A 1,159-nucleotide genomic window follows, 5' to 3' on the forward strand; every position below is an offset into this window, starting at 1 on the left:
TTTAACGGTATCTCCCAACTCTCCGGTTATAGAGACAGCATAGCCTTCAGCACCAAATATTTTTGATTTGGAGGATTTCCATTGTTCTAAGTACGCTAATAGCTCATTCATGGTGAAACATAACGCCTGCAGTACGCGCGGTTTTGTAGTGAAGGCGCAGCCGCAACGAAGAAGCCGTCGCCGTGCCTGCGATTGTTAGGCTTTCTTGGCATGCAGCACCTCCATAATGAAAACCACCATTGTATGCGCAACATTAACAACAAGCCGAGCCTCAGCAACCACGATGCTTGGCGGACTGGAGCCACGCCCATGAGCTGAACCTATGTGTGACCTGAAAGCGCCTACACCATCAATGATCGAGGAAATACCTTTCAGGACTTTGTGCTGGTCTGCAGCCAAGGTGTCATCAGCGTTCAAACTTAGATGAGGCTGGACCACTGCCCACAACGGCATAACGTTCAATTTGTTCGGTGCCACTAAGTTGAAACGCTCTATGTAAAACTTGAGGGCCGCTTCAATAATCGAGCAGGCCGCTGTGACCGATGCGTGTGGGTCCGTTTGAATATGCTCTACCGCTCTCTCAAACTCTTTTTCAATAGACGAAAAATTGCCCGACTTCAGATAGTCTTCTAACGTTTTGGAGATGGGAGTTGAGCCGGCTTGAGTAATGTAGCCATTCAGTCGATACGAAAGCTGGTTTTGCGCCAAAGCCGCTTTAATCCGCTCCTGTCCCTCTTCGACTCTCGAAGGCGACTCATCAAAGAACGATGACGGCAGCTCCTGGTCCATGTAGTTCTGGATAATCCTGCCAAGTACCTCAAGAGCATCAACATCTGGATCATCATTGCAACGCTTTAGCCACTCACCACATTTTCTTTCGCAGTTCCCTTCCGGTGCATAACCGGGAGCACCACTTTCCATGAAAAGAGTTTCTAGCTTCGAGTGGCTGTAGTAATGGCTTGCAATTACCGAGGCCACAGCCCCTATTACAGAGTTTGGAATATTACCGCTCAATCTCGGATCTCCATGAGCCTAACGCCAATATTCAGCGGCGGCCTTTACGTAGCGAAGCGGAGAAAAGGCCGTCCGGTGTAGGCCCGTCAGGGCCGGAACGAACTGCAATGACTGGTTAGGGGGTTCACTGAGGATGCCGCGTCCG

1 protein-coding gene is annotated in these 1,159 nt (G+C 50.0%); it reads right to left on the minus strand.

Annotated elements, in window-relative coordinates; all coding sequences use genetic code 11:
- Nucleotides 1-195 precede the first annotated feature (195 nt).
- Entirely contained in the window at nucleotides 196-1,014 is an 819-nt protein-coding gene (locus EZI54_RS23815) for an abortive infection family protein (RefSeq protein WP_131484329.1), read from the minus strand.
- Nucleotides 1,015-1,159 lie beyond the last annotated feature (145 nt).

This window comes from Marinobacter halodurans (assembly GCF_004327985.1).
GTDB classification, from domain to species: Bacteria; Pseudomonadota; Gammaproteobacteria; order Pseudomonadales; family Oleiphilaceae; genus Marinobacter_A; species Marinobacter_A halodurans.